General features: G+C 55.5%; 21 protein-coding genes and 1 pseudogene. 7 read left to right on the forward strand and 15 right to left on the reverse strand.

Going from position 1 to position 24268, the window contains the following annotated elements; genetic code table 11:
- Window positions 1-11: 11 nt before the first annotated feature.
- From ACREYP_RS14750 to putP, 10 genes are all read right to left on the reverse strand, one after another.
- Complete coding sequence (locus tag ACREYP_RS14750) at window positions 12-1355, reverse strand: 6-phospho-beta-glucosidase (protein ID WP_336817779.1); 1344 nt, start codon at window positions 1353-1355, stop codon at window positions 12-14.
- A 90-nt stretch (window positions 1356-1445) separates the two neighbouring features.
- Entirely contained in the window at window positions 1446-2282 is an 837-nt protein-coding gene (chbR, locus tag ACREYP_RS14755; RefSeq protein WP_034808027.1) for a transcriptional regulator ChbR, read from the reverse strand.
- A gap of 11 nt (window positions 2283-2293) precedes the next feature.
- Window positions 2294-2644 (reverse strand): PTS N,N'-diacetylchitobiose transporter subunit IIA, encoded by a 351-nt coding sequence (chbA, locus tag ACREYP_RS14760; RefSeq protein WP_008455638.1) that lies wholly within the window; start codon window positions 2642-2644, stop codon window positions 2294-2296.
- 55 nt (window positions 2645-2699) lie between these two features.
- Window positions 2700-4058 carry a PTS N,N'-diacetylchitobiose transporter subunit IIC gene (gene chbC / locus ACREYP_RS14765; RefSeq protein ID WP_008455639.1) on the reverse strand — a complete coding sequence of 453 codons (1359 nt, stop codon included), beginning with the start codon at window positions 4056-4058 and terminating at the stop codon, window positions 2700-2702.
- Between the two features lie 90 nt (window positions 4059-4148).
- The gene (locus tag ACREYP_RS14770; protein ID WP_008455640.1) at window positions 4149-4472 is read right to left on the reverse strand and encodes a PTS sugar transporter subunit IIB; all 324 of its coding nucleotides are present in this window, start codon (window positions 4470-4472) and stop codon (window positions 4149-4151) included.
- 265 nt (window positions 4473-4737) lie between these two features.
- Window positions 4738-5526, reverse strand: coding sequence for a phosphate starvation-inducible protein PhoH (gene phoH / locus ACREYP_RS14775; protein ID WP_008455641.1), 789 nt, complete (start codon window positions 5524-5526; stop codon window positions 4738-4740).
- 704 nt (window positions 5527-6230) lie between these two features.
- Window positions 6231-7517, reverse strand: a complete 1287-nt coding sequence (gene efeB, locus ACREYP_RS14780; RefSeq protein ID WP_498880958.1) for a deferrochelatase/peroxidase EfeB — start codon at window positions 7515-7517, stop codon at window positions 6231-6233.
- A gap of 5 nt (window positions 7518-7522) precedes the next feature.
- A complete protein-coding gene (efeO, locus tag ACREYP_RS14785; protein WP_166875266.1) occupies window positions 7523-8647 on the reverse strand; it encodes an iron uptake system protein EfeO in 1125 nt (374 codons plus the stop codon).
- 64 nt (window positions 8648-8711) lie between these two features.
- Window positions 8712-9545 (reverse strand): iron uptake transporter permease EfeU, encoded by an 834-nt coding sequence (efeU, locus tag ACREYP_RS14790; RefSeq protein ID WP_008455644.1) that lies wholly within the window; start codon window positions 9543-9545, stop codon window positions 8712-8714.
- Window positions 9546-10040: 495 nt separating this feature from the next.
- Window positions 10041-11549, reverse strand: coding sequence for a sodium/proline symporter PutP (gene putP, locus ACREYP_RS14795; RefSeq protein ID WP_166875269.1), 1509 nt, complete (start codon window positions 11547-11549; stop codon window positions 10041-10043).
- 426 nt (window positions 11550-11975) lie between these two features.
- Between putP and putA the strand changes: the two genes are divergently transcribed.
- Together putA and ACREYP_RS14805 are read left to right on the forward strand one after the other, a co-directional pair.
- A complete protein-coding gene (gene putA / locus ACREYP_RS14800) occupies window positions 11976-15938 on the forward strand; it encodes a trifunctional transcriptional regulator/proline dehydrogenase/L-glutamate gamma-semialdehyde dehydrogenase (RefSeq protein ID WP_498880959.1) in 3963 nt (1320 codons plus the stop codon).
- A 61-nt stretch (window positions 15939-15999) separates the two neighbouring features.
- A complete protein-coding gene (locus ACREYP_RS14805) occupies window positions 16000-16392 on the forward strand; it encodes a lysozyme inhibitor LprI family protein (protein ID WP_008455648.1) in 393 nt (130 codons plus the stop codon).
- A gap of 6 nt (window positions 16393-16398) precedes the next feature.
- Here the strand turns inward: ACREYP_RS14805 and rutR are convergent, their stop codons facing one another.
- From rutR to ACREYP_RS14820, 3 genes are all read right to left on the reverse strand, one after another.
- Window positions 16399-17037: an HTH-type transcriptional regulator RutR gene (gene rutR, locus ACREYP_RS14810; protein WP_498880960.1), complete on the reverse strand. Its 639-nt coding sequence runs from the start codon at window positions 17035-17037 to the stop codon at window positions 16399-16401.
- 37 nt (window positions 17038-17074) lie between these two features.
- Window positions 17075-18010 carry a DMT family transporter gene (locus tag ACREYP_RS14815; RefSeq protein WP_008455650.1) on the reverse strand — a complete coding sequence of 312 codons (936 nt, stop codon included), beginning with the start codon at window positions 18008-18010 and terminating at the stop codon, window positions 17075-17077.
- Window positions 18011-18164: 154 nt separating this feature from the next.
- Window positions 18165-18338: a con-10 family general stress protein gene (locus ACREYP_RS14820; RefSeq protein WP_008455651.1), complete on the reverse strand. Its 174-nt coding sequence runs from the start codon at window positions 18336-18338 to the stop codon at window positions 18165-18167.
- 377 nt (window positions 18339-18715) lie between these two features.
- Between ACREYP_RS14820 and wrbA the strand changes: the two genes are divergently transcribed.
- Together wrbA and ACREYP_RS14830 are read left to right on the forward strand one after the other, a co-directional pair.
- Entirely contained in the window at window positions 18716-19312 is a 597-nt protein-coding gene (gene wrbA / locus ACREYP_RS14825; RefSeq protein ID WP_166993692.1) for an NAD(P)H:quinone oxidoreductase, read from the forward strand.
- A 10-nt stretch (window positions 19313-19322) separates the two neighbouring features.
- Window positions 19323-19542, forward strand: a pseudogene (locus ACREYP_RS14830) (YccJ family protein).
- A gap of 35 nt (window positions 19543-19577) precedes the next feature.
- Here the strand turns inward: ACREYP_RS14830 and agp are convergent.
- Both agp and ACREYP_RS14840 read right to left on the reverse strand, forming a co-directional pair.
- Window positions 19578-20822, reverse strand: coding sequence for a bifunctional glucose-1-phosphatase/inositol phosphatase (gene agp / locus ACREYP_RS14835; RefSeq protein ID WP_336817782.1), 1245 nt, complete (start codon window positions 20820-20822; stop codon window positions 19578-19580).
- 95 nt (window positions 20823-20917) lie between these two features.
- On the reverse strand, window positions 20918-21799 hold the full coding sequence (locus ACREYP_RS14840) for an MBL fold metallo-hydrolase (RefSeq protein WP_498880961.1): 882 nt from the start codon (window positions 21797-21799) through the stop codon (window positions 20918-20920).
- Window positions 21800-21873: 74 nt separating this feature from the next.
- Here ACREYP_RS14840 and ACREYP_RS14845 point away from each other — a divergent pair, with 74 nt between their 5' ends.
- From ACREYP_RS14845 to ACREYP_RS14855, 3 genes are all read left to right on the forward strand, one after another.
- On the forward strand, window positions 21874-22776 hold the full coding sequence (locus ACREYP_RS14845; RefSeq protein WP_336817903.1) for a LysR family transcriptional regulator: 903 nt from the start codon (window positions 21874-21876) through the stop codon (window positions 22774-22776).
- Between the two features lie 66 nt (window positions 22777-22842).
- A complete protein-coding gene (locus ACREYP_RS14850; RefSeq protein WP_008455662.1) occupies window positions 22843-23292 on the forward strand; it encodes a winged helix-turn-helix transcriptional regulator in 450 nt (149 codons plus the stop codon).
- A gap of 173 nt (window positions 23293-23465) precedes the next feature.
- The gene (locus ACREYP_RS14855; protein WP_008455663.1) at window positions 23466-24254 is read left to right on the forward strand and encodes an SDR family NAD(P)-dependent oxidoreductase; all 789 of its coding nucleotides are present in this window, start codon (window positions 23466-23468) and stop codon (window positions 24252-24254) included.
- Window positions 24255-24268 lie beyond the last annotated feature (14 nt).

Below are 24268 nucleotides of genomic sequence, written 5' to 3' on the forward strand. Positions count from 1 at the left end.
AGGGCAAGGCATTACACCAGTTTTTCGATAGTTTTCGCAAAGTTTGGCAGATGGGCTTTATGGGCAAGCAGCATCTCTTTGGCAATCACTTCCGCATCCTTGTCAGAGTGGATAAGCGGGCTCAGGTTCAGCGCCAGCAGCACATCGTTGAATTCACCGCTCAGCGCCGCCTGGCTCGCCGCCACTTCGAAGCCTTTGATGGTATGAATCAGGCCCATCACTTTCTCGTCGAAGTGAGTCACGCGCGGGTGCGGTCTTGCGCCATCACGGCCAATGATGCTGGTCGTTTCGATAGCCCAGTCCGCCGGGATATTGTCCACGTGCCCATGGTGCGGGATGTTCACGTAGTGCTCGGTCTGCTTATCATTGTAGATAGCGCTGATCACTTCGCATGCGGCGTCAGAGTAGTAAGCCCCGCCGCGCAGCTCCAGCTCTTTCGGCTTCACGTCCAGGTTAGGATCTTTATACAGTTCGAACAGCTGTTTCTCGACCTTCTGCACCACGGAAGCACGCGCGCCACCTTTGTAGAACTCGCCCATTTCGATGGCCAGCATCTCTTTCTGCTTGAAGTAGTACAGCAGGTAAGAGCACGGCAGCAGGTTCAGAGAACGGATCAGCCCTTCGCTAAACGGCATATCGAAGATGTTTTTCACCGAGTTAGCGCTCAGTTTACCGCTGGCTACGCCGTCCAGCAGTTCAGCAAAGCGGGATTCGCCGTTCACCAGCACATCTTTGATGAACACCATGTGGTTCAGGCCGAAGAGATCGATCCCCAGGTCATCTTCCGGGGTCAGCTTCAGCACGTCGGTAATAAACATCTTCATGCCAACAGGAATGTTGCACACGCCGATGAATTTTTTGAAGTTGGTGTGGCGGAATACCGCCTCGGTCACCATCCCGGCCGGGTTAGTAAAGTTGATAACCCACGCATCCGGGCAGATTTCCTGCACGTCTTTGATGATGTCGAAAATCACTGGAATGGTGCGCAGCCCTTTGAACAGGCCACCCGCGCCGTTGGTTTCCTGGCCAAGATAACCGTGGCTCAGCGGAATACGCTCATCCAGCTCGCGCGCTTTCAGCTGGCCCACGCGCAGCTGGGTGGTCACGAAGTCCGCGTCTTTCAGCGCTTCACGGCGGTCGAGGCTCTTGTGTACCGTCATCGGCACACCGGCGTGCTCAATCATGCGCTGGCAAAGATTGAAAATAATATCCTGCTTTTCTTTACCGGCTTCGACATCCACCAGCCAAAGTTCGGTAATCGGTAGTTCATGATAGCGCTTAATAAAACCTTCAAGTAATTCTGGGGTATAGCTGCTGCCGCCACCGATAGTAACAACTTTTAATTTCTTAGTCATACAGGCTCCCGTACAGCGCCACGCGCCGTATTTAGAAAATTGAATAAGTTAATAAAAACGCAATATTGACCGTGGTAATTAACCAGCACCTTAATTAATGCTGTACAATTTCTTCCGATAACTATTTGGCGTAAAAGAGGTGACCTTTTTAAAGTTCTTAATAAACATGCTGGGGCTGCTGTAGCCGGACTCAAAGGCAATATCGGTCACCGATGAGTTAGTAATCTCCAGCTGCTTCTTGGCAAAATTAATGCGGATTTCGTTAATAATCTGCATCGGCGTTTTGCCATAATAGCGCTGAGTGGCGCGCGTCAAATATTCCTGCGACTTACCCGAAAGCGCGACCATGTTTAATAAGGCTTTGTCACCAAAACGCATTTTGTCGTGCATCCCTTCAACGGTGGATTTTAACCACAATGGGATATCATCCTGATTTTCCGACTCCCGATAATGGCGCAGTCGATTGACGACATAAAAACTCACCATTTCGAGGAACTCGTTAAATTCCCCTTCGCGGAAATTAAACGAGGCAATCACCGATTCCATAAACGCCAGGAATTCATCCTTAATCTGGTAAACCTGTGAGGCCACCAAATGGGACGGCAGCAGCGGCATATAATGCTGTTCAAAGAACTGCTGACTGATCCCCACGTTAAATAACCGGGTCGCACCAAACTCGTAGAAACTCTGATGATGGGAACCGACCGGAATAAAGACAAAATCGCCTCGCTCCATCAGTACGCGCTTACCGTTAATTTCCTGGTAGTAGCGCCCGGTCAACACGATTGTGAATTCGTAGTAGTCATGCTGGTGCAGCCCGCTCACGCTCTCTTCTTTGGTGTAGATAAACGCATGGAAACACTTGCCGTTAAACAGCTGGCTTTCACGAACAATGTTAATTTCCATATTGTCTATCTCTGGCTGCATATGCTGACCTGCTACTTGTCCATTTTCTCGTGCAATTCAATCAACTCGGTGACCAGCTCACGCGCCAGCATCGAAGTCATCAGGTGGTCCTGCGCGTGTACCAGCACCAGGCTCACTTTGGTTTTGCCTTCGCCCTGGTCGCCTTCAATCAGCTTAGTCTGCACCAGGTGCGCTTCGTTCAGCGCCGTGCGGGACTGGTCCATCATCTCTTTAGCCCCGGCGAAGTCACCCTGCTTGGCCTTTTTGAGCGCGCCGTAGGCTAGGCTGCGGGCCTGGCCTGAATTGATGATTAAGCCCATCACCACTTCTTCGAGATCGTCCACTTCTACTTCAGTTTCAACAACATTATCTAAATCAAACATAAGCGTGCTCCCCGGATTCTGAAAACGGGGGAGGCATGCCCTCCCCCGGCTGAACTTAGAATTTCAGTGCGTTAGCGATATCTTCTTCGCTTTCTTCTTCTTCAATAACCGCCTGTGCCTTGTTGGACAGGATAACGAACGGCATGTACACCAGCGTTGCAACACCCAGGTTGAACAGCGCCACCAGCAGTGCAGCGACGCTGCCGTTACTGTTGAAGAAGGCGCCCAGGCCGGTAGGCATGGTCCACGGTGCCAGGTTGGTGACCGGCGGGATAATGCCCATGGAGTACGCAATCAGGGTGATCGCGGCCAGAATCGGCTGTACCGCCACAAACGGGATGAACATCACCGGGTTCATGATGATCGGCAGACCAAACAGAATCGGTTCGTTAATCTGGAAGATGCCTGACGGCAGCGCCAGCTTAGCCACCTGACGGTGATCGGCGCGGCGAGAGGCGATGAAGATAGCGATAATCAGACCCAGCGTCGCACCGGAACCCCCCAGCAGGATGTAGGAGTCGAGCATTGGTTTCGCCCAGAAGTGGAACTGTTTGCCCGCTTCGATAGCGGCTTCAACAGAACCGTACTGCTGGTACAGCGCCACGTTTTCCAGCGCCCATGGGGTCATGATGCCGTTATCCAGAGCGGTAAGCGCCAGGGAACCGTGAACACCGAAGAACCACAGCAAGGAGTTGAAAATCACGTATGCCCAGCCAACCACGCTCCCCATTGACGCCAGCGGAGTCGAAATGGAGTCCATGATGATCTGGTGGAAGTTGCTGCCGTAGTGAGACAGCGCCCAGGAGATGATCCCGAAGATAGACAGAATCAGGAAGCCTGGAATTAACGCCGAGAACGAGCGGGATACTGAGGCCGGTACGCTGTCCGGCAGGGTAATTACCCAGTTCCGGCGCACAACAAAGGTAAACAGCTCCGCGACAACCAGACCGATAATCATACCGGAAATAATATTCTGGCCGCCTAACCAGTTAGCGCCTACGGCATAGGCTTCGCCTACGCTATATGGCGTAACGGTCATAAAGGCTGCGACGGATAATAAGCCCGCGGCCAAAGGATCGACCTTTCTTTCTTCAGCTAATGCCATGCCAATGAAAAAAGGCGCCATCAGCGACATTATGCCCAACGTACCGTTGTACACATTGCCGCCGATAGCTTTAAACCCATTCAGGGTTTCAATGGTCTCGGGGTCTAAACGGATGCCTAACGAGTAGAAGAATGACCCTGCGCCAAAGCTCAGGAATACGTTGTTGATCAGAACAAACATTGCCCCCGTTAGGGTTAATGGCATTAATTTAATAAAACCGTTTTTAATGGCATTAACGTGAGGCTGCTTTCCTATTTTTACAGCAAAAGGCAGGAGAACCTTCTCAAGTGAATCAATGACTTTACTCATATTATAAATATCCTTGAAAGCCGTAATTACTTACGGCTGTAGGTGTAAGTCGCTCTTTGACGGAAAATTAAACAAAACAAGAATAAAAAATTAACTCTCGGCCGCTGCTTTCTTAATTGCTGCCACAGCCGCTTTCAACACACCCAGCCCATCGACTTTACCGTACAGAGCAGAATCGATAACTTCTACAGGCTTGGTGGGCAACAATTTCTTGATATCTGCCTGCATGTAGGCAATTTGTGGCCCGAGCAATACCAGGTCCGCATGTTTCCCTTTCTCGCTGGCCAAAGACTCAGAGAAAGCTTCAATTTCTACCGGCACTTCATACTTTTCGGCCTGCGCTCGCATTTTGGTCACTAACAGCGAGGTTGACATCCCAGCGGAGCAGAACAGGTAAATTTTTTTCTTTTGCATAAGTTGTTCCTCAAGTCTCAATACGCTGTAACGGACTTCCGTGGCGTATTGTTGCTGTTCCAAAGCGGGTTTGTGGAGAGAGACTATTGTCTCTGCTTGAGGAAAGTATACGGCATGCATTCTGAAGAGAGATAATTCTCATGCCTCATAAATTGTCTCTCCTTGACCTGGTGTTATGACCCCCTTCACAGTTTGGCCAAATAATTCGCGCAAATAAAAAAGCCCAAACCGAAGTTTGGGCTTTTGTCTAAATCGTTGAAGGCGGTCAGTCGTAGGCGTTCAGCGTGCGCTGGCAGAGGGCCGAGCGCACACAATCCTGCTTACCAAAGCGAACAACGCCGACCATGTCATCCTCTTCAAAACGGTTCAGCGCATCGCTTAAACCGGACGGTACGCCTGCAGGTAAATCGCACTGCGTGATATCGCCATTGACGATAACCGTCACGTTTTCCCCGAGGCGGGTGAGGAACATCTTCATTTGCGCTGCGGTGACATTCTGCGCCTCATCCAGAATAACCACGGCATTTTCAAAAGTGCGTCCGCGCATATAGGCGAACGGCGCAATCTCAACCTTACCAATTTCAGGCCGCAGGCAATACTGCATAAAAGACGACCCTAAACGTCGCACCAGGATGTCATACACCGGGCGGAAATACGGGGCGAACTTTTCTGAGATATCACCGGGGAGGAAGCCGAGATCTTCATCGGCCTGCAGCACCGGACGGGTAACAATAATCCTGTCAACATCCTTATGTATCAGGGCCTCAGCGGCTTTTGCCGCGCTGATGAACGTCTTGCCACAGCCGGCTTCGCCGGTAGCAAATATCAGCTGCTTTTTCTCGATGGCATTAAGATAGTGCGCCTGAGCTTCATTCCGCGCTTCGATAGGTGAATGGTCGCGGCTGTCGCGCGCCATGCCTATAGATTCTACGCCGCTCATCTGCACAAGCGTGGTGACCGATTCCTCTTCACGCTGCCGGTGGCTACGCGAATCCCGTCTCAGCACACGTTTTGCTTCGCGACGAGCTTTGATCACAGCTTTCTGTCTTCCCATGGATGGCACCTTACAGTTGGTTTCATTTCCCGCGCCGTCTGGACAGGCGCGATTATGGCCACTAACGGATGAGGTTTGGCTTCCTTGTAAGCCATTAACTGCCGGTTGAGAGGGTGCGTTAAGCGAACGCGAAACGTTGCCTGACGCACCGTTAGGACGCTGATTTGACTCTGAATGGGGAAATTTAGCGGTGAAGATAGCGAAGCCGGAGGAGAGGCCTCCGCGCTGGGTAGTGCGGGTAAAGTGTTTAAGTAACCGTCCAGTACAGGACCCAACCATTCGCGATCTCCGTAGTGATTAAACGTCACAGCAGGGAACTACCGCTCATGCTTTAAGTACACTAAACATCACCCAAAATGCAACATAAATTTCACTTTTAAGTAACGTTTAATCGCAATCCGCTGCTGTGTACCGTTTTCGCACATCAATATTACAGAAATATATCAGCGGGATAGTCATAGGGAATTGTAATGAATAATTGGGGGAGCGAATTGTTAGCAAATGAAAATCTACATAAACCACTCTCGATAAGAACGGCTAAGGTTTCCCTCAGTCACAATGTCGCTTCTGGATTTACCCTCTCCCTGGCAGGGAGAGGGAATAAATAATGCTCCCGTCGACTGTTTTCTCCCTCGCCCCTGTGGGGAGAGGGCCGGGGTGAGGGGAAGATTCGTTCCCGGCTCTCATCACCGGTACGGCAATAATTACGCCTCAATCATCCCCTGCCCCAGATAATGCTGTTTATCCGGCACGCCCGGCAGCGCGAAGAAATACCCACCGCCGATCGGCTTGATGTACTCTTCCAGCGCCTCGCCGTTCAGCCTGCCCTGCACCGTCAGGAAGCCTTTTTCAAGGTCATGCTGGTAGCAGACGAACAGCAGCCCCATGTCGAGCTGACCGGATTTGGTGGCGCCCAGTGAATAGCTGTAGCCCCGCCGCATCATTAGCCCCGACTGCGTCTCTTTGGTCCTTGGATTTGCAAGGCGGATATGGGCATCCAGCGCAATCACATCGCCGTCCGGATCGGCGGCGTAGTCCGGCACATCATGCTCATTTGTCATACCCAGCGGCGCACCGCTGTGTTTCTCTCGCCCGAAGATAGTCTGCTGCTCTTTCAGCGGCGTACGGTCCCAGGACTCAACGTGGAACTGAATAATGCGCACGGCCTGATAGCTTCCGCCGGTAGCCCAGGCTGGCTCCTGCTGTTGCTTCGTTACCCAAACCACGTCGTCCATCAGTGGCTTATCATGGCTGTCCGGGTTGGCCGTGCCGTCTTTGAAGCCTAACAGGTTGATGGGCGTCTCTTTCCCTCGGCTGCGCGCCGCATGGTTGGAGATGAACCCTTCCCGCTTCCAGCGCACGCTGAGGAGATCTGGCGTGTGCTTGATAATATCGCGCAACGCGTGGATCACAGTGTCGTTGGTGTTGGCACAAATCTGCAGCAGCAAATCGCCGTGACACAGGCTGGCATCCAGCGAATCATTCGGGAAACTGGTCATTGGCTGTAGCTTTTTCGGCATCTGCTTTTGCAGGCCAAAACGCTCGTCAAACAGCGAGCTGCTGGCAGACACCGTGATCGTCAGGTTATCCGGGTATATTTCCGCCCCAAGAATGCCAGAGTCCATCGGCGGTAACCGTGGATTTGGCGTTTCCGGTGCCGGGCCGCCGCTGGTCAGGAAGTCAAAGCGGGCGGTCAGCAAGCGGAACAGACGTTCGAGGTCGGCTTTGTCACTGGCCAGCACGTCAAACGCCACGAGCATCATGGCGGCCTGCTGGGGTGTCAGAATCCCGGCCTGGTGTTCGCCATACAGCGGTTGGCTTTCAAGGCGACCATCCGGCGGCAGCGTGCCCGGCGAAGAGGCCGGATTCGCCGCATGGGCCGCCATCGGGCACCCGCCGCCCACGGCAAAAGCGCCCCCAAGGGCGCCCAGTGTTTTCAGCAGCTGGCGGCGCGCCGGTTGGTGCGCGCCGGTGTTGTCCTTATCACTCATGATGCTTAGTCCAGGCCCATCACGCCACGCAGCTGAGACAGGTCTTCCGCAAGCGTCGTGATCGGCCCTTTCAGTGCCTTGCGATCGTTATCCGTCAGCTTGTCGTAGGTTTCAAACCCGTCTTTGGTGCGGTACTTCGCCAGAATGGCGTCAACTTTCTTGAAGTTGGCATCCACTTTCGCCAGCAGCGCCGGGTTCTCTTTGGTCAGTTGAGGACGCAGCAGGTTAACGATTTTCTGCGCGCCGTCGACGTTCGCCTGGAAGTCCCACAGGTCAGTGTGGCTGTAGCGGTCTTCTTCCCCGCTGATTTTGGTCGCAGCGACTTCTTCAATCAAGCCAGCTGCACCGCCAACTACTTTGCTCGGCGGGAAGGCCAGCTCGGAAACACGAGTCTGCAGATCCAGCACGTCGGCGTTCAGCTTGTCGGCAAACTGCGCGGCGTCTTTGGTGGTGTTGTCGCCAAACAGGATCTTCTCCAGACGGTGGAAACCGGTGAATTTCGGGTCATCCGCTTTTTTCTCGAAGTCGTCTTCACGGGCATCAATGCTGCTGTCGAGGTCTGAGAACAGCTCAGCAATCGGCTCAATACGCTCGTAATGCTGACGAGTTGGCGCATACAGGGCTTTGGCTTTCTCTAAATCGCCGGCTTTCACCGCGTCAGTAAAGGCTTTGGTGCCTTTCACCAGCTCAGCCACTTCAGCGGTCACGTAGGCTTTGTATTCGGTGATTGGACCGGTCAGCGCCAGCAGATCGGATTTAGGCGCTTCCTGTTTGCCGGTCGCTTTCACCACCAGCTTGCCTTTCGGGTTGGTCAGCAGACCGCAGGTCATGTCGTATTCACCCGGCTGCAGGTTAGCGGTTAGCTTCTGGGAGAAGCCCGGCGCGATGTTTTCACGCTCTTCCACTACCATCACCCCTTTCAGGATCTCCCACTCCAGCGCTTTCTGGCTGTTATTCTGGATAATGAACTGGGTCTTCCCGGCGTTCACGGTCACATTCATCGGCTCACATTGTTTATCCGTGACGGTGACTTTTACCTGGGGAATGTCCGCCGCCTGCGCGGCAAACGTGGAAGAGACAAGCGCGAGCAGCGCAACGTGCAGTGCCTTCAGACGAAAATGTTTGGTCATGACCTATCCCTATTAAACAATGAGTAGTTATCACTGAACGGCGAGTCGCCCCGCCGGAAATCAATTAACGAGCCGTATTGGTCGCCTGGTTGTTCACGCGTGGCGGCATAAAGAACAGCACCAGCGCCGGAATCAGATAGATGAAGTACATCGCCACTTCGCTCACGGTTGGGGTTTCCTGATAACCAAAAATCCCCTCCAGCAAGGTGCCGGTCAGCGAATGGGTGGAGAGCGTGTTGCTCATATCAAACGCGATGTCCTGGAAGTGGTTCCACAGCCCGGCTTCGTGAAATGCGCGCACGGCACCGGCTGCAAGGCCTGCGGCCACCAGCAGAATAAACAGACTGGTCCATTTAAAGAACGCGCCCAGGTTGAGGCGAATCCCGCCCCAGTAAATAAGGAAGCCTAAAACGATGGCGGTGGCCAGGCCCAGCATCGCCCCCAGCGGTGGCCAAATGCCCACGTCCTGTTGGAAAGCCGCCAGCAGGAAGAACACCGACTCCAGACCTTCACGCGCGACGGCGAAAAAGACCATCATGATCAGCGCCCAGCCGTGGTTGCCTTTGCTGTGCAGCGCGTTATCCACCGCCTGCTCCAGCTGCACCTTGACGTTACGGGACACTTTACGCATCCAGAACACCATCCAGGTCAGAATAAACACGGCAATAACCGCCACGATCCCCTCAAACAGCTCCTGCTCTTTTTGCGGGAACTCGCCGGTGGTTTCATTGATGAAGATACCGAGGCCCAGGCAAAGTGCAGCGGCGGCAAAAACGCCAATCCACATCACGGCTATCCACTGGCCGCGCTGGGTACGCTTCAGATAGCTGGCAATCAGGCTAACGATGAGCGCTGCCTCCAGCCCTTCGCGTAACATGATGAGAAACGGAACAAACATGCCTGACACCTCAGATGTGAATACAAGTCAATTGACGTAAAGAAAAGTAAACCATAACGATTGTGATTATCATTAGCGCTGAAAAGAAAAACAAGAGACGGGGATTACATATTTATGACCAGATGTAAAAAGGGCCGGATTAACCGGCCCTTCAGACTGATGGCAAGCCTCTGACGAAAGAAGAAATATCAGACGGATCGTTAAAAAAACAGGAAAATCAATTCATTGATTTTCGGCTGCTCACCACAAAGAGGGAAAAACCACGCTTTTTTCCTCTTTGTCAGCAACCTATAAAGGGCCGGATTAACCGGCCCTTCAGACTGATGGCAGCCCTCTGACGAGAGAAGAAATATCAGACAGCTCGTTAAAAAAAACAGGAAAATCAATTCATTGATTTTCGGCAACTCACCACAAAGAGGGAAAAATCACGCTTTTTTCCTCTTTGTCAGCAACCTATAAAGGGCCGGATTAACCGGCCCTGTAAAAGATCACCTGTTACTCAGGCTGCAGCTTGCTCGGCGGCGCGGTGTGATAAACCGCATCGGCTTCGGCGAAACGCTTCTGCATGGACGTTGAAGGTGCTTTCCCCAGCAGGCTCACCGCCACAATCGCCAGGCTGGCGAAAGCGAAACCAGGGATAATTTCGTACAGCCCCAGCCAGCCAAACTGCTTCCAGACCAGCACGGTTGCCGCCCCGACAATCATCCCTACCAGCGCCCCGTTGCGGGTCATGCGTGACCACATCACCGAGAACAGCACCACCGGGCCAAACGCCGCGCCAAAACCGGCCCAGGCGTAGCTGACCAGGCCCAGCACGCGGTTTTCCGGGTTAGCGGCCAGGGCAATCGCCACCAGCGCCACCACCAGCACCATCATGCGCCCTACCCACACCAGCTCTTTCTGGCTCGCGCCTTTACGCAGGAAAGCTTTGTACAGATCTTCGGTAATCGCGCTGGAGCACACCAACAGCTGGCAGCTCAGCGTGGACATCACCGCCGCCAGAATCGCGGAGAGCAATACCCCGGCAATCCACGGGTTGAACAGGATTTGCGCCAGCTCGATAAACACCCGTTCGCCGTTTTGCGTCACCGCCCCGGCCTGCTCCGGGTTGTTGTTAAAGTAGGCAATCCCGAAGAAGCCCACCGCGCAGGCACCCGCCAGGCAGAGGATCATCCAGGTCATACTGATGCGCCGTGCGTTCACGATGGTGTGGTGTGAATCCGCCGCCATAAAGCGCGCCAGAATATGCGGCTGGCCAAAGTAGCCCAGGCCCCAGCCCATTAGCGAAACGATAGCGACAAAGTTCAGCCCTTTCAGCATATCGACGTTTTCGATGCTCTTTTGCTTAATCACCATCAGGGAATCATCGAGGCCGCCAACGGCAATGATCACCATCACCGGCGTCAGAATCAGCGCAAAGATCATCAGGCTGGCCTGCACGGTATCCGTCCAGCTCACCGCCAGGAACCCGCCCACAAAGGTATAGAGGATGGTAGCGGCCGCCCCGGCCCACAGCGCCGTTTCGTAGCTCATGCCAAAGGTGCTTTCAAACAGGCGCGCCCCGGCCACGATGCCGGAAGCACAATAAATGGTGAAGAACAGCAGGATCACCAGCGCCGAGATAATCCGCAGCAGGCGACTGGAGTCTTCAAAACGCCCGGTAAAGTAATCCGGCAACGTCAGCGCATTGTTGTTCAATTCCGTGTGAACGCGCAGGCGCCCCGCCACTAATTTCCAGTTGATCCACGCCCCTAAGGTCAGGCCGATGGCGATCCAGCTTTCTGAAATCCCGGAGATAAAGATCGCGCCCGGCAACCCCATTAACAGCCAGCCGCTCATATCCGAGGCGCCCGCCGACAGCGCGGTCACCACGCTCCCGAGGCTACGGCCGCCAAGAATATAGTCGTCAAAGCTGCGGGTTGAACGCCAGGCGATAAAGCCGATGAGAATCATGCCAAAGATATAAACGAGGAAGGTCACCAGCATCGGTGTGCTAATTGTCATTCAGACTTCTCCATAGCTATTACGCCTGCTCTCTCTGACCAGGCTGCTTCGCGCCGGAACGAGGCGCTGTGTTGTTATCGTGATGTAATGGGGAATGCATCCTGCCGGAACCCTTTATTTTTCACAAACGATTTAACACGGCATTTACATCGTTTGCATCTGCCTTAGGTAAGCATTTTTCACCAGGTTGCACTTACTCACACTTTTAGCGGTTGCACCGTTAAAAAGTGTTAACTTCATCAATAAATCTAGCGTTCCGCTTCCCGCTCCGTCAGACGATTTTCTTATCTTACTGGTAACAATTCCTCTTTTTTGCGGGCCCTTTATCGGCTTCGATTTAACAAGGTTGCACAAAGTTGCAACTTCATAGATATTGCTGGCTAACAAAGCACAACCCCGAATCATCATTAACCTGGAGACTGTCGTATGGGCACCACCACGATGGGCGTAAAACTGGATGAAGCGACGCGCGACCGCATTAAAGAAGCCGCCTCACGCATTGACCGCACCCCACACTGGCTGATTAAGCAGGCGATTTTTAATTATCTCGAGCGCCTGGAAAGCAGCGATGAGCTGCCTGAGCTACCAGCCCTGCTGGCCGGGGCGGCCAATGAGAGCGAAGAATCTCCGGTGCAGCCTGAAGAAGTGGCGCAGCCGTTCCTCGATTTTGCCGAGCAGATCCTGCCGCAGTCCGTCAGCCGGGCCGCGATTACCGCCGCGTGGCGTCGCCCTGAAACCGACGCAGTCCCGATGATCCTTGAGCAGGCTCGCCTGGCCCCGGCCATCGCCGAACAAACGCAAAAGCTGGCCTACCAGCTGGCCGACAAGCTGCGCAACCAGAAAACGGCGTCCGGCCGCGCGGGCATGGTTCAGAGCCTGCTGCAGGAGTTCTCCCTGTCTTCCCAGGAAGGCGTGGCGCTGATGTGCCTCGCGGAAGCGCTGCTGCGTATCCCGGATAAAGCCACCCGAGACGCGCTGATCCGCGACAAAATTAGCAACGGGAACTGGCACTCGCACATTGGCCGCAGCCCGTCGCTGTTCGTGAACGCGGCAACCTGGGGCCTGCTGTTTACCGGCCGCCTGGTGTCCACCCATAACGAAGCCAGCCTTTCCCGCTCCCTGAACCGCATCATCAGCAAAAGCGGTGAACCACTGGTGCGTAAAGGCGTGGACATGGCGATGCGCCTGATGGGCGAGCAGTTCGTGACCGGCGAAACCATCGCCGAAGCGCTGGCTAACGCCCGCAAGCTGGAAGAGAAAGGTTTCCGCTACTCCTACGACATGCTGGGCGAAGCTGCGCTGACCGCCGCCGACGCGCAGGCCTATATGGTTTCCTACCAGCAGGCGATTCACGCCATCGGTAAAGCGTCCAACGGCCGCGGGATTTATGAAGGCCCGGGTATTTCCATCAAGCTTTCCGCTCTGCACCCACGTTACAGCCGTGCGCAGTACGACCGCGTGATGGAAGAGCTGTACCCGCGCCTGAAGTCCCTCACGCTGCTGGCTCGCCAGTATGACGTTGGCATTAATATTGACGCCGAAGAGGCAGATCGCCTGGAGATCTCCCTCGATCTGCTGGAAAAACTCTGCTTTGAACCTGAGCTGGCGGGCTGGAACGGCATCGGCTTTGTTATCCAGGCCTACCAAAAGCGCTGCCCGTTTGTGATTGATTACCTGGTTGATCTGGCCACCCGCAGCCGTCGCCGCCTGATGATTCGCCTGGTCAAAGGCGCCTACTGGGACAGCGAAATCAAACGCGCCCAGGTCGACGGTCTGGAAGGGTACCCGGTCTATACCCGCAAGGTGTACACCGACATCTCCTACCTCGCCTGCGCCAAGAAACTGCTGGCCGTGCCGAACCTGATCTATCCGCAGTTTGCGACCCATAACGCCCACACGCTGGCTGCTATCTATAATCTGGCCGGGCAGAACTACTACCCAGGCCAGTACGAGTTCCAGTGCCTGCACGGCATGGGTGAGCCGCTGTATGAGCAGGTGGTGGGGAAAGTCGCAGACGGAAAACTGAACCGCCCTTGCCGCATTTACGCCCCGGTGGGTACGCACGAAACGCTGCTGGCTTACCTGGTGCGTCGCCTGCTGGAAAACGGCGCCAACACCTCTTTCGTCAACCGCATTGCCGACGCCACCCTGCCGCTGGACGAGCTGGTTGCGGACCCGGTGAGCGCGGTGGAAGCCATGGCCGCAAAAGAAGGCCAGCCAGGGTTGCCACATCCTAAAATCGCCCTGCCGAAAGCGCTTTACGGGGCGGAACGCGCCAACTCCAGCGGCCTTGATTTAGCTAACGAACACCGCCTGGCGTCGCTTTCTTCCGCCCTGCTGAACAGCGCTGCACAGAAATGGCACGCCACACCGGTGCTGGAACAGCCGGTTATTGAAGGCGAATTAACGCCGGTGAAAAACCCGGCCGAGCCAACCGACATTGTGGGCTACACCCGTGAAGCCACGAGCGAAGAGGTTTCCCTCGCGCTTGAGAATGCCGTCAACCACGCGCCAATCTGGTTTGCCACCCCGCCGCAGGAGCGTGCCGCTATTCTCGAACGCGCCGCCGTGATGATGGAAAGCCGCATGCAGCAGCTGATCGGCATCCTTGTGCGTGAAGCCGGGAAAACCTTCAGCAACGCCATTGCCGAAGTGCGTGAGGCCGTGGACTTCCTGCATTATTACGCAGGCCAGGTGCGTGACGATTTCGACAATGAAACGCATCGTCCTCTTGGCCCGGTGGTCTGTATCAGCCCGTGGAATTTCCCGTTGGCTATCTTTACCGGCCAGATTGCCGCCGCGCTTGCCGCCGGGAACAGCGTGCTGGCCAAGCCTGCGGAACAAACTCCACTGATCGCCGCCCAGGGCGTGGCGATCCTGCTTGAAGCAGGCGTACCTGCGGGCGTACTCCAGTTGTTGCCCGGCCGCGGTGAAATCGTCGGGGCGCAGCTCACAGGCGACTCCCGCGTACGCGGTGTGATGTTCACCGGCTCAACTGAAGTCGCGTCTCTGCTGCAGCGCAATATCGCCGACCGCCTCGATCCTCAGGGCCGCCCAACGCCGCTGATTGCGGAAACCGGCGGCCTTAACGCGATGATCGTGGACTCCTCCGCGCTAACCGAACAGGTTGTGGTGGACGTGGTTTCCTCCGCCTTCGACAGCGCCGGGCAGCGCTGCTCCGCCCTGCGCGTACTCTGCCTGCAGGAAGACGTGGCTGACCACACGCTGCAAATGCTTCGTGGTGCCATGGCGGAATGCCGCATGGGTAACCCAGGCCGCCTGACCACCGACATTGGGCCAGTGATTGACGCCGAAGCGCAGCAGAATATTGAGAAGCACATCCAGGCGATGCGTGCCAAAGGCCGCACCGTGTTCCAGGCCGTGCGTGAAAACAGCGTGGACGCACGCGAATGGCAGTCCGGCACCTTTGTAGCGCCAACCCTTATCGAGTTGGAAAGCTTCGACGAGATGAAGAAAGAAGTCTTCGGCCCGGTGCTGCACGTGGTGCGCTACAGCCGCAACAATCTTGAATCGCTGATTAAGCAGATCAATGCCGCTGGCTATGGTCTGACGCTCGGCGTGCATACCCGAATCGACGAGACGATTGCCCAGGTCACCGGCTCCGCCCACGTCGGCAACATGTACGTTAACCGCAACATGGTCGGCGCCGTGGTTGGCGTTCAGCCCTTCGGCGGCGAAGGCCTGTCCGGTACCGGCCCTAAAGCCGGTGGTCCGCTGTACCTGTACCGCCTGCTGGCGAATCGCCCTGAAAATGCGCTGCAAACCACTTTCAACCGCCACGATGCGGAAATCCCGGTGGATGCCTCCCTGAAGAGCGATCTGCAGGTTGCCCATCAGGCACTGAGCGAGTGGGCGACCAACCGCGAAGAGCTGAAAGCCGTTTGCCAGCAGTTTGGTGAGCTGGCGCAAAGCGGAACGCTGCGCGTGCTGCCTGGCCCAACCGGAGAGCGCAATACATATGCTCTGCTGCCGCGTGAACGCATTCTTTGCGTCGCCGACGATGAGCGCGATGCGCTAGTACAGTTGGCGGCGGTAACCAGCGTGGGCAGCCGCGTGCTATGGGCGGATGACAGCCTGCATCGCGATCTGGCGAAGCAGTTGCCTAAAGCCGTGCAGCAGCAGGTTGATTTTGCCAAGCCGGAAGATCTGCTGAAGCAGCCGTTTGAGGCGGTGATTTACCACGGCGACTCCGACCAGCTGCGCAAACTTTGCGAAGCCGTCGCGGCTCGCACCGGGGCGATTGTTTCCGTTCAGGGCTTCGCGCGCGGGGAAAGTAACATCCTGATTGAGCGTCTCTACGTGGAGCGTTCTCTGAGCGTGAACACCGCTGCCGCTGGCGGCAACGCCAGCCTGATGACAATCGGTTAACAGTCTGTCAGGATACAAAGGCTCTCGTCATGAGAGCCTTTTTTTTGATGAGGACACCAGAATGAAACGCGTGTGTTTACTTGTTGGCGGGCTGCTGCTGAGCGGGGCCGCCCTGGCCGATGGCTGTGATTCCGCCGCCACCCAGGCCGATATGAACCAGTGCTATGCCGCAGAGTATAAAAAGCAGGACGAGCGGCTGAATAAAACCTATAAAGAAGTGATGTCCCGGGCAACCGACAAGCAAAAAGAACTGCTTAAAAAGGCGCAGAACGCGTGGATTGCCTTCCGCGATGCGGACTGTGATTTTATGAGTTCTGGCGCGGAACAAGGTTCGGTCTACCCGATGGTACGTGCCAACTGCCTGGCGGATAAAACGCTGGAACGTACCGAGCTGCTGAAGGGCACGCTGGAGTGCGAAGAGGGCGACGTAAGCTGCGTCCTGCCCCCTAAGTAAGCGCGATTAGCGCACCCGAATCCCCTCAATAATCATCCGCTGCACGTTTTCCACCGTGCGGCGGAAAAAGTCTTCATCCTGCAGCGTATTGCCGGTAACGGCCTCAACCTGGCTGGCAAAATCCGCGTAGTGCTGGGTCGTGGCCCAAAGCATAAAAATAAGGTGATGCGGGTCAACGGCAGCAAGTTTACCGCTGGCTACCCAACCCGCAACGATCGCCGATTTGTCATCCACCAGGGCCTTCAGGTCGCCCGTCAGCTCGCCTTTCAGCAAAGGCGCCCCCTGCAGCATCTCCAGGCAAAACAGATTCGACGCCTGCGGATAATCCCTTGAAACTTCAAGCTTGAGGCGAATGTATTCCCCAATCGCCACCAGCGGCTGCAAATCTTCCCGAAAGGCACGCAGCGGCGCCAGCCAGATATCCAGGATCTGCTTCAGCACTGCGATGTAGAGCGCTTCTTTGGAAGGGTAGTAATAAAGCAGGTTAGTTTTTGACACTTCGGCCCGCTCTGCAACCTGCTCAAGGCTGGTGCCGTGGATGCCGTATTGCGAAAAAAACGCCAGCGCAGCGTCAAGAATGGCCTGTTTTTTGGCGGCGACGGCTTTCGATCGGCGTCCAGGGGTTTTGATGTCGGTGGCGGCCATGCGAGTTCTCCTTTTTTTCGCTGGCCTGAAGTATAGCTCAGACGCCCTCGCCTTCGGTATCTTCCTGCCAGTCGCGCTTCGCGTTTGCCGCTTTCTTGCGCTTGAGCTTCAGCTCGCTAACCAGCACCCCGAGGACGATCAACGCCCCACCCACCAGCGCAAGCAGCGGGAGGCGCTCGCCCGCCATGCGGCCAAAGATCCCCGCCCAAACCGGCTCGCCGGTATAAATTACCGTGGCTCGTGTCGGCGACACGCTGCGCTGCGCCCAGTTCATCGTCACCTGAATGATGGCGCTGAAAATCCCAAGCCCCAGGGCAATCATCACCAGCCCAGGGCTGAAATGCGGCACGCTTTCCCCGGCAGGGACCATCGCTGCAAACGACACGAGCGAAGCCGTGGCCAGCTGTACTACAGTCACACGTTTGATATCCACTTTCCCCGCCCAGGCGCTGATCAGGATTATCTCAGCGGCAATCGCCACGGCACCGATAAGCGTAATGATTTCCCCGGCCCCCAGCGAGAGGCTGGTGCCTTCCGGCCCGGCAAGAAAAATCAGGCCAACAAAGGCCAGCACGACGCCAATCCAGGACATCAGCCCCGGCATACGGCCAAGGCAAATCCACTGCAGGAGCGGCACAACGGGCACGTACATCGCGGTAATAAAGGCGGATTTGCTGCTGGGAATTGTCTGGAGTCCCCAGGTCTGCATGCTGTAGCCGATGGCAATCGCCACGCCGATCAGCCCCCCCGCTTTGATTTCCAGCCAGGTTAACCCGCGCAGAGATTTCAGCGACAGCAGGCCCACGGCAATGGCGGCGGTGGCGAAGCGCAGACCAACAAAGAAAAACGGGTCGCTCATCGTCATGGCGTACTGCACAGCCAGGAATGTGCCGCCCCAGAACATGGTGATGAGGATAAGCAGCGCTTCCTGCGGCTTAACGGAGAATTTATAACGGCTTAATGGCGCAGACATGAGGGAGACCGGAAAAATCAGGGTGAAAGTCGATGTGCTATAGTGCTTCCAGTCACATTTTGTTGCAATGGGAAAATAGAAAACCGCCGGCTAACCGGCGGTCGGGGTATTTCGGCGCAAGCGTTAATTCGCCCTGCGCTTCACAAAGTCACGGCTATTTATTTTTGCTGCCGTGGCTGTTTTTACCCCCTTTTTGACCAGCTTCTGAGGCGCGCTGCGGATCGTTTTTAAAGTTACCGCCGCTGTGCTGGCCACCTTTACGACCTGCTTCTGATGCTCTTTCACGGTCTTCAGCGAAATTACCTGAACCACCACGATGGTTTGCCATTTCTAACCTCCGGATTTAGGACATCATATTGCATTCAATAAAAGAGAACGCTTTTGCCACGCGGCCAGGCGGGCCTGCCGCCAACGTTACCGCGTGGCTCTAAGCTTAGTGCACCGGCGCGGTCGGGCTTCTGTTCAGACATATCCAGAAACATGCCGGTGAGCTTATCTTTTTATCCTTCCACTGCGGCGCGATAAGCCCCTCTTCTACATGGTCAAAAAACAGCCAGTAAAATGTTAGCTAATGCTACAGGGTCAAAATTTCATCTGCGCTTGTGATGTATCAAGGAAAGGCCATTCAGGTTTGCACTCTGCGCCACAGGTCATATCTTTAAAGGAGTGCAGTAAAACTGCAGTTCAACTGAGGAGTGAAGCAAGATGGCTAAAGTACTGGTGCTTTATTATTCAATGTATGGACACATCGAAACTATGGCTAAAGCCGTGGCGGAAGGTGCACAGAAAGTCGATGGGGCGGAAGTGACGATAAAGCGCGTGCCCGAAACCATGTCCCCGGAAGTCTTTGCTAAAGCCGGGGGCAAAACCCACACCGCGCCGGTCGCTACGCCGCAGGAGCTGGCCGACTACGACGCTATCATCTTCGGTACCCCTACCCGCTTCGGCAATATGGCCGGCCAGATGCGCACCTTCCTCGATCAAACGGGCGGCCTTTGGGCTTCCGGCGCGCTTTACGGCAAACTGGGCAGCGTATTCAGCTCTACCGGCACCGGCGGCGGCCAGGAGCAGACCATCACCTCCACCTGGACCACGCTCGCCCACCACGGGATGGTGATTGTGCCTATCGGCTATGCGGCACAGGAGCTGTTTGATGTTTCTCAGGTTCGCGGCGGCACGCCTTACGGCGCAACAACCATTGCCGGCGGCGACGGCTCACGCCAGCCAAGTCAGGAAGAACTGGCGATCGCCCGCTATCAGGGAGAGCACGTCGCAGGCCTGGCGGTTAAACTGAAAGGTTAAAGGAGGAGTGATGACCACATCCCAGGCAAAAGCCCACCACGTTGGCGAGTCTTCGCCAGACCTCACCAGAAATTGCAGAAGCCATTTTTGAGCTGGCGAAGTATGACGAAAAGCTGGCCGAAAAAATTTGGGAAGAAGGGAGCGATGAAGTCCTGGCGCTCGCCTTTGCTAAAACCGATAAGGACTCGCTCTTCTGGGGCGAACAGACCATCGAGCGCAAAAACGTTTAAGACTTCTGCTGCCCCCTTTCGGGGGCAGCCTCTTCTTACTTCACGGCTTCATTCAGCACTTCGCTAAACTTATCCCATGAGCAGTAGCCGTTGGTGTCCGTCGGGCAGCCTTCCAGCTCCAGCGTCACACGCTTTGGCGGGTGCTTCAGGGTTAATACATCGCCATTGCGCAGCTGCTCGGCGCTCTGGTAAACGTATTCCACTTTCAGCAGGTCGCGGTTGTTGGTCTTATCGTGCCAGCGCTGGAACAGAATATTGCCACCAATCGGGGTGCGCTCGTACTGGCCCGGTAGCTGATAAGGCTTGAACTGCAGCGCGGTCAGCAGCGACGCAATGTTCGAATCATGCCCCACCATTAGCGTCACTTTCGGCCCGGAGGCGGCTTCTTTGGACGTTAACGCGTTCTGAATGTATTTCACCAGCGGAGCCGCGACGTTGCGGGCCACTTCCGGGGAAGTAAACAGCGTGTCCTGATAGCTATTTTTGAGCTGGGAAAGCACGCGCCACTGTTCCGCCGTTTTGATTTTTCCCCACGCGACCTGGTCCATCGGGAAACCTTCGTAATATTGCAGCGTGAACGCATCGACCAGGGCATTGCCCACCTTCAGGGAGCCGTTAACGCCCGGCTCCTGAGTCGCATTGGCGCTAAAGACGTCTTTTGGCCCGTTCAGCTCACATAGCTGCTTCTCTTTGCAGGTTGGCGAGTTTTTATAGCCGACAATGTGCTCCAGCAGTTTATAGCTGTCGGCCAGCTTGTATTCAGTGCGCTGTTTTTCCATCGCCTGAACGGCTTTGGCTTTAAACTCCGGCGAGTCGTTGGTGATCACTGGGTTGAACACCGGGTCCATGGTGCCCATTTTTTCCTGGTGATGTACCGGCACATCGCAGCCAGGGAAAGCCCCGGTAATGAAGAATTGCGCGGTAGCGACGGTGCGCTGAAGGCTGTTGGCATAGGCATAAACGCTTTCCGGTGCCGGGCATTCGCCGCTGGTTACCAGATTCTGGCTCGCCAGCCATTCACGCATGTAATGCCCCATATAGACTTCCAGCACCCCGCCTTTGGTGGTGAGCTGCCCGCCCGGCACATCCCACTCCGGCCATGCCTGCGCGGTAGACTGCTCAAGCACGCTGCCGTTGTTGGCCAGCGGCGCGCGCAGGTTATGACGGCTCATCAGCAAAACCTGCTGCAGCTGGTAGCCGTCCGGCACGGCGTCCGCTTTCGCCAGACCTGGGGCAAGACAGGCGGCGGCCAGCAATGAGGCAACAATTTTTTTCTTCATTACTTATTCCTCAGGGAGTGATTAATAAAATGTGAAGAATATATTGTGACAGAAAAATGACAGCCGACCTGCCTGACGGATCGCAAAAAGCCCTATTATTCCGTTTGTTGTTTCAGCTGCGCTTCAAAGCGCTGGCGAGAGAGATCCACATAGCGTTGTAACCCGTCTCTGTCGATAAAGGCGTTGCTATCTCCGGCGGCAAGCCGGGCCTGTTTCTCCGCCAGACCAAAGCGTTCCCCTTTGTTCGCCACAAAAATGTCCGCTTTTTGTGCCGCGAGCGTGGCAAAACTGTGGCGGATGTCGTTCACCAGCGTCGGGTAATTCTTGTTCGCCACCAGATAATAGTCCGGCGTGGCGAGACTGTCGGCGTAAATAAGCGTGTACCCACCTGGCAGCGCAAACAGCCATGACGTGCTGCCCGGCAGATGCCCTGGTGTCAGCAGCGCTGTCGCGGTTACGCCGCCCAGCTTTAGCGTCTCGTGGTCATGAATGATTTTATCCGTGGTGACCGGTGGAAAGAGCAGCGCATCTCCCAGCGCAAAATCCTCTTTGCCTCCCCGCGCCATTTGGTCAGCATTCTCCCTGCTGGCAACCAGCTTTGCCCCGCTCCACTTTTTCAGTTTGGCAATGCCCCCGGCCTGATCGAGCCGGGCATGGCTGTTGAGGATGAACCGCACGTCGCGAATGTCGAATCCCAAAGAAGCAATATTCTCTTTGATGCCCCTGGCGCTTGCGTCCAGCGCACCGTCGACGAGGATATGCCCCTCAGGCGTGGTAATCAGAATGGACGAGAGATTTTCGGTGCCGACATACCAGACGTCCGCTGCCATACGGAACGGTTTGACCGGTTTGGCCCAGCCTTCAAAAAGCGAATAAGGCGGCGCGGCAGACAGCGGTTGGGTTGGATTTAATGCCGCAGAACTGCCGGCAGAGAAGACTGAAATCATGCAGGTAAATAACAGACTATAACGGTTCACAGGTGGCTCCTTTTGGTCAGGAGGCGCAGTATACTGCCGGGCAATTTAGTCCGATGCAATTGAGAAATGATGGCGTGAATATCCTGCAATTAGACATGAATCTGCTGAAGGTGCTGTACGTGATGTTAACCACCGGCTCGACCAGCCGAACGGCGCAAAAGCTGGCGCTTAGCCCGTCCGCCGTCAGCCATGCTCTCGCCCGCCTGCGTGATGCCCTGGGCGATCCGCTTTTTCGTCGGGAAGGCAATGCCCAGGTTCCCACATCTTTCGCACTCGGTATTAAAGAACGCCTGATCCCGCTCTTCGTGTCCCTGAATGAAGAATTATTTGGCGAAGAGCATGCGGAGGAGCGCCGATTTCGTCTGGTTCTGCCCCCGGCGCTGAATGTGTTGCTCACGCCGGAACTCGCCCGCAAAGGGCATCAGGCCGGGGCCATTATTGAATGCCTGACGTTTGAACGGCGTGCGTGGCGTGATGAGCTGCTGGAGGGACGAATAGATTTGTTGATTGCGATTGGCGATCATCAAAAACGCGTCAGTGCCCTGCATTATGAACGCGTAGGCAGCACGCGCCTGATTGCTGTTTTCGGCGAACCACTGTCCTCCAGACTTAACGGGCGTGAAACTCTGGCCTTTGACGAACTGCCGCAGTTTGATCATTTCTATTGTCACCCCTGGCCGCAGGGCATTAACGAGCTCGATCGCCAGCAGGCACGTGCCGGGCTCGAACGCCGCCTGGCCTTTACCTGTAGCGACTACGGCCAGCTCGCTCCCGCCCTGCGCAATGCCCCGCTGATGGCTATCGTGCCGGCCCCATGGTTTGATACCCTGAATAACAAAGCCCAGCTTTTTACGCTGCCGCTGTCCGGCGACCAGGCTATTGGTAGCCTGTTTTTGCAGTACCGGACCTCCACCGTGGAATGGAAACAGCGTCTGATAGACAGCCTGCGCCGTACGCTGGCCGCCTGGTATCATTGAAATTACCGCTCAGCCTCTCATACAAAAAGTTTTATAATAGAACCCGGCAAACCCATCGGAGGAATGATGAAACGTAAGAGCCTTGAAGACAGCGTCTGTTCGGTTGCCCGCACGCTGGACGTGATCGGCGACTGGTGGTCGTTGCTGATCGTGCGCGATGCGCTGAACGGCATGTCTCGCTTCGGTGAGTTCCAAAAAAACCTCGGCATCGCCAAAAATATGCTGACCGTTCGCCTGAAACAGCTCGTCGATAACGGTATTTTTGAGCTTCGCCCGGCGTCGGACGGCAGCGCCTGGCACGAGTATGTGCTGACGGAAAAAGGCCGGGCGCTGCAGACCGTTTTAGCGGCTCTTTCACAGTGGGGCTGCGAAAACCTCTACGCCAAAGATGAGACACGCAGCGTCCTCGTCGACAGCCAGCAGCATCGCCCTATCCGCAAGCTAACCTTACAGGCCGAAGATGGTCGTGAGCTAAAACCGGACGAAATAATCACTCAGGCACGTTCCTCCTCCTGACCAATAAGCATCTGTTATTCAGGTGCTTATTAATATTTCCTTTAGCAATTCCTGCGCATAACGAAAAAACAGCCCTCATATTGGTTGCATAATAAAACCAACAAATCTACATTCATCTCACAGTTTCATTATGAAACCACATTAACGTTACTCTCCTTCATGTGAGGTGTTTTATGGCTAACTCTCGTTCTATTGCGGTCATTACCGGCGCATCTTCCGGTATTGGTGCGGTTTATGCCGATCGTTTTGCGGCCCGAGGTTTTGATCTGCTGTTGGTTGCCCGGCGCGAAGATCGCCTGCGCGATCTGGCCGCGAAGCTTGAAGCCCGCCACGGCATAACCGTGACTACGCTAAAAGCAGATCTGGTTAACGACCAGGACATTGCCGCCGTTGAGGAGGCCCTGAAAGATCCGCGCATCAGCGTGCTGGTTAACAACGCGGGCACCGCCCACAGCGCAGCGTTTACCGCCGCCAGCGTGGAACAACATCAGGCACTTATCACGCTGAACATCACGGCGTTAACTCGCCTGAGTCATGCCGCCCTGCTTAATTTCCAGCAAAAGAACAGCGGCACGCTGATCAATATCTCGTCGATTCTGGCAGTACAGAGCTGGGTGGGCAGCGCGGTATACAGCGGCACAAAGGGCTATGTATTGAACCTGACGAAAGTTCTGCAGGCCGAAGCTGCCGGCACCGGCATTCGTATTCAGGCGGTGCTGCCCGCGGCTACGGCAACCGAAATTTGGGATCGTGCGGGCGTGTCGGTGGACTCATTGCCGGAAGGTGCGGTCATGAAAGTGGATGATTTGGTGGATTCCGCCCTGGCCGGACTGGACAGCGGGGAAGCTGTCACCATCCCGCCATTGCACGATCTCGGCCTGTGGGAAACCTATGCCACTACGGCGCAGGCGATGTTTGATGCAGCAGGCGTAGGGCAGCCAGCGCCTCGCTACGCCCGCTAATTTTCCCGGGCAGA

Source organism: Enterobacter sp. TMH.L2, from assembly GCF_050847315.1.
Taxonomy (GTDB): Bacteria; Pseudomonadota; Gammaproteobacteria; order Enterobacterales; family Enterobacteriaceae; genus Cedecea.

What these genes read in the sequence shown, in the direction of transcription:
- ACREYP_RS14750 (WP_336817779.1), bottom strand. Translation starts at nt 1,355, where the DNA reads ATGACTAAGAAATTAAAAGTTGTTACTATCGGTGGCGGCAGCAGCTAT.
- chbR (WP_034808027.1), bottom strand. Translation starts at nt 2,282, where the DNA reads ATGCAGCCAGAGATAGACAATATGGAAATTAACATTGTTCGTGAAAGC.
- chbA (WP_008455638.1), bottom strand. Translation starts at nt 2,644, where the DNA reads ATGTTTGATTTAGATAATGTTGTTGAAACTGAAGTAGAAGTGGACGAT.
- chbC (WP_008455639.1), bottom strand. Translation starts at nt 4,058, where the DNA reads ATGAGTAAAGTCATTGATTCACTTGAGAAGGTTCTCCTGCCTTTTGCT.
- ACREYP_RS14770 (WP_008455640.1), bottom strand. Translation starts at nt 4,472, where the DNA reads ATGCAAAAGAAAAAAATTTACCTGTTCTGCTCCGCTGGGATGTCAACC.
- phoH (WP_008455641.1), bottom strand. Translation starts at nt 5,526, where the DNA reads ATGGGAAGACAGAAAGCTGTGATCAAAGCTCGTCGCGAAGCAAAACGT.
- efeB (WP_498880958.1), bottom strand. Translation starts at nt 7,517, where the DNA reads ATGAGTGATAAGGACAACACCGGCGCGCACCAACCGGCGCGCCGCCAG.
- efeO (WP_166875266.1), bottom strand. Translation starts at nt 8,647, where the DNA reads ATGACCAAACATTTTCGTCTGAAGGCACTGCACGTTGCGCTGCTCGCG.
- efeU (WP_008455644.1), bottom strand. Translation starts at nt 9,545, where the DNA reads ATGTTTGTTCCGTTTCTCATCATGTTACGCGAAGGGCTGGAGGCAGCG.
- putP (WP_166875269.1), bottom strand. Translation starts at nt 11,549, where the DNA reads ATGACAATTAGCACACCGATGCTGGTGACCTTCCTCGTTTATATCTTT.
- putA (WP_498880959.1), top strand. Translation starts at nt 11,976, where the DNA reads ATGGGCACCACCACGATGGGCGTAAAACTGGATGAAGCGACGCGCGAC.
- ACREYP_RS14805 (WP_008455648.1), top strand. Translation starts at nt 16,000, where the DNA reads ATGAAACGCGTGTGTTTACTTGTTGGCGGGCTGCTGCTGAGCGGGGCC.
- rutR (WP_498880960.1), bottom strand. Translation starts at nt 17,037, where the DNA reads ATGGCCGCCACCGACATCAAAACCCCTGGACGCCGATCGAAAGCCGTC.
- ACREYP_RS14815 (WP_008455650.1), bottom strand. Translation starts at nt 18,010, where the DNA reads ATGTCTGCGCCATTAAGCCGTTATAAATTCTCCGTTAAGCCGCAGGAA.
- ACREYP_RS14820 (WP_008455651.1), bottom strand. Translation starts at nt 18,338, where the DNA reads ATGGCAAACCATCGTGGTGGTTCAGGTAATTTCGCTGAAGACCGTGAA.
- wrbA (WP_166993692.1), top strand. Translation starts at nt 18,716, where the DNA reads ATGGCTAAAGTACTGGTGCTTTATTATTCAATGTATGGACACATCGAA.
- agp (WP_336817782.1), bottom strand. Translation starts at nt 20,822, where the DNA reads ATGAAGAAAAAAATTGTTGCCTCATTGCTGGCCGCCGCCTGTCTTGCC.
- ACREYP_RS14850 (WP_008455662.1), top strand. Translation starts at nt 22,843, where the DNA reads ATGAAACGTAAGAGCCTTGAAGACAGCGTCTGTTCGGTTGCCCGCACG.
- ACREYP_RS14855 (WP_008455663.1), top strand. Translation starts at nt 23,466, where the DNA reads ATGGCTAACTCTCGTTCTATTGCGGTCATTACCGGCGCATCTTCCGGT.